1 protein-coding gene is annotated in these 1290 nt (G+C 67.9%); it reads right to left on the bottom strand.

Annotation, left to right across the window (positions count from 1 at the left end):
* The coding region (locus N5D53_RS27570; protein ID WP_279841138.1) for an Ig-like domain-containing protein at positions 1–1290 on the bottom strand (1290 nt) is incomplete at both ends.

Here is a 1290-nt window from a genome sequence, read left to right as displayed (position 1 = left end):
ACCATCGGCCAGGGCCAGGTCAGTTGGTTGTGCGGGCGGCACCAAGTCAGCCGAGGTGACCGAACCCGGTTGGGATACGTTGCCGGCGGCGTCGGTGAGGGTGACTTGCAAGGTGCTGCCGTCGTTCACGGCAGGGTCCAGGGTGACGGTGAAGGTGCCATCTGCAGCGACGGTGCCGGTCGCGAGGATGTTGCCGGCCGCGTCACGCACCTGCACGGCAGTGCCGGCTTCGCCTCGACCACTGAGTTGGCTGCCGGCAAGGCCGATCACCAGATTGGTCGGTGCTTCAGGCGGGGTGGTATCGCCGCCGTCGATGTCTGGGGCGGTGACGGAGCTGGCAACGGAAGTATTGCCAGCGGCATCGGTCGCCGTGGCCTGCAGCACTTCGCCGTCAACTTGTGGCGGGTCGAGGGTGATGCTGAAGCTGCCGGTAGCGCCAACTACCACGCTACCCAGCACGGTGGTGCCGTCGGCGGCCAGCACGCGCACGGTGTTGCCCGGTTCGGCACGGCCGGTGACCACGCTGCCGTCGGCATTGATCACCAGTTCGGCCGGTGCGGCAGGGGCGGTGATATCCGGTGCGGTGATTTGGGCGGGCAGCGAGGAAACGCCGCCGTCATCGATAGCGACCACGTCCAGCAGTTCGCCGTTGGCCTGAGGCGGGTCGAGGGTGACGGTGAAGCTGCCGTCGGGGCCAGCCACCACAGTGGCAACCAGCGTGCCGTTGGCATCATGCACTTCCACACGGCTGCCAGCCGGCGCGGTACCGGTGAGGGTGGTGCCATCAGCATTGATGGCCAGATTGCTCGGGCTGTTGGGCGCGGAGGTCAGTGGGACGTCGTACTCGGTAGCCACGGAAGCATTGCCGCTTGGGTCGGTCTGTACCAGGCTCAACTGCTCGCCTGGCTGAGCGGCCGGGGCGAGATCGATCAGGAAGGTGCCGTTGGCACCGACCACACCCGTGCCGATCACGGTGCCACTGGCATCGCGCACTTCGACAGTGGCACCTGGCTCGCCGCGACCGCTCAGGGCTGTGCCACCTGGGCCGACCAGGATGTCGGTGACCGCATCGGGCGGTGTGATGTCCGGCGCATCGAACTGCAGCGGCGCCGAGGCGTTGCCGGCGGCATCCGCCAAGCGCACGTCGAGTGCTTCGCCGTTGGCTTGGGCAGGCGAGAGGGTGAGGCTGAACAGGCCGTCGGCACCGACGACACCAGTACCGATGACAGTACCGTCGGCATCGCGCACCTGCACGGTGGCGCCGGGCTCGCCGCGACCGGTGAAGGTGAC

It is taken from the genome of Pseudomonas sp. GD03862, assembly GCF_029840855.1.
GTDB lineage: Bacteria > Pseudomonadota > Gammaproteobacteria > Pseudomonadales > Pseudomonadaceae > Aquipseudomonas > Aquipseudomonas alloputida.
The sequence above is the reverse complement of the archived record's forward strand: the minus strand, read 5'-3'. Positions and strand labels throughout refer to the sequence as shown.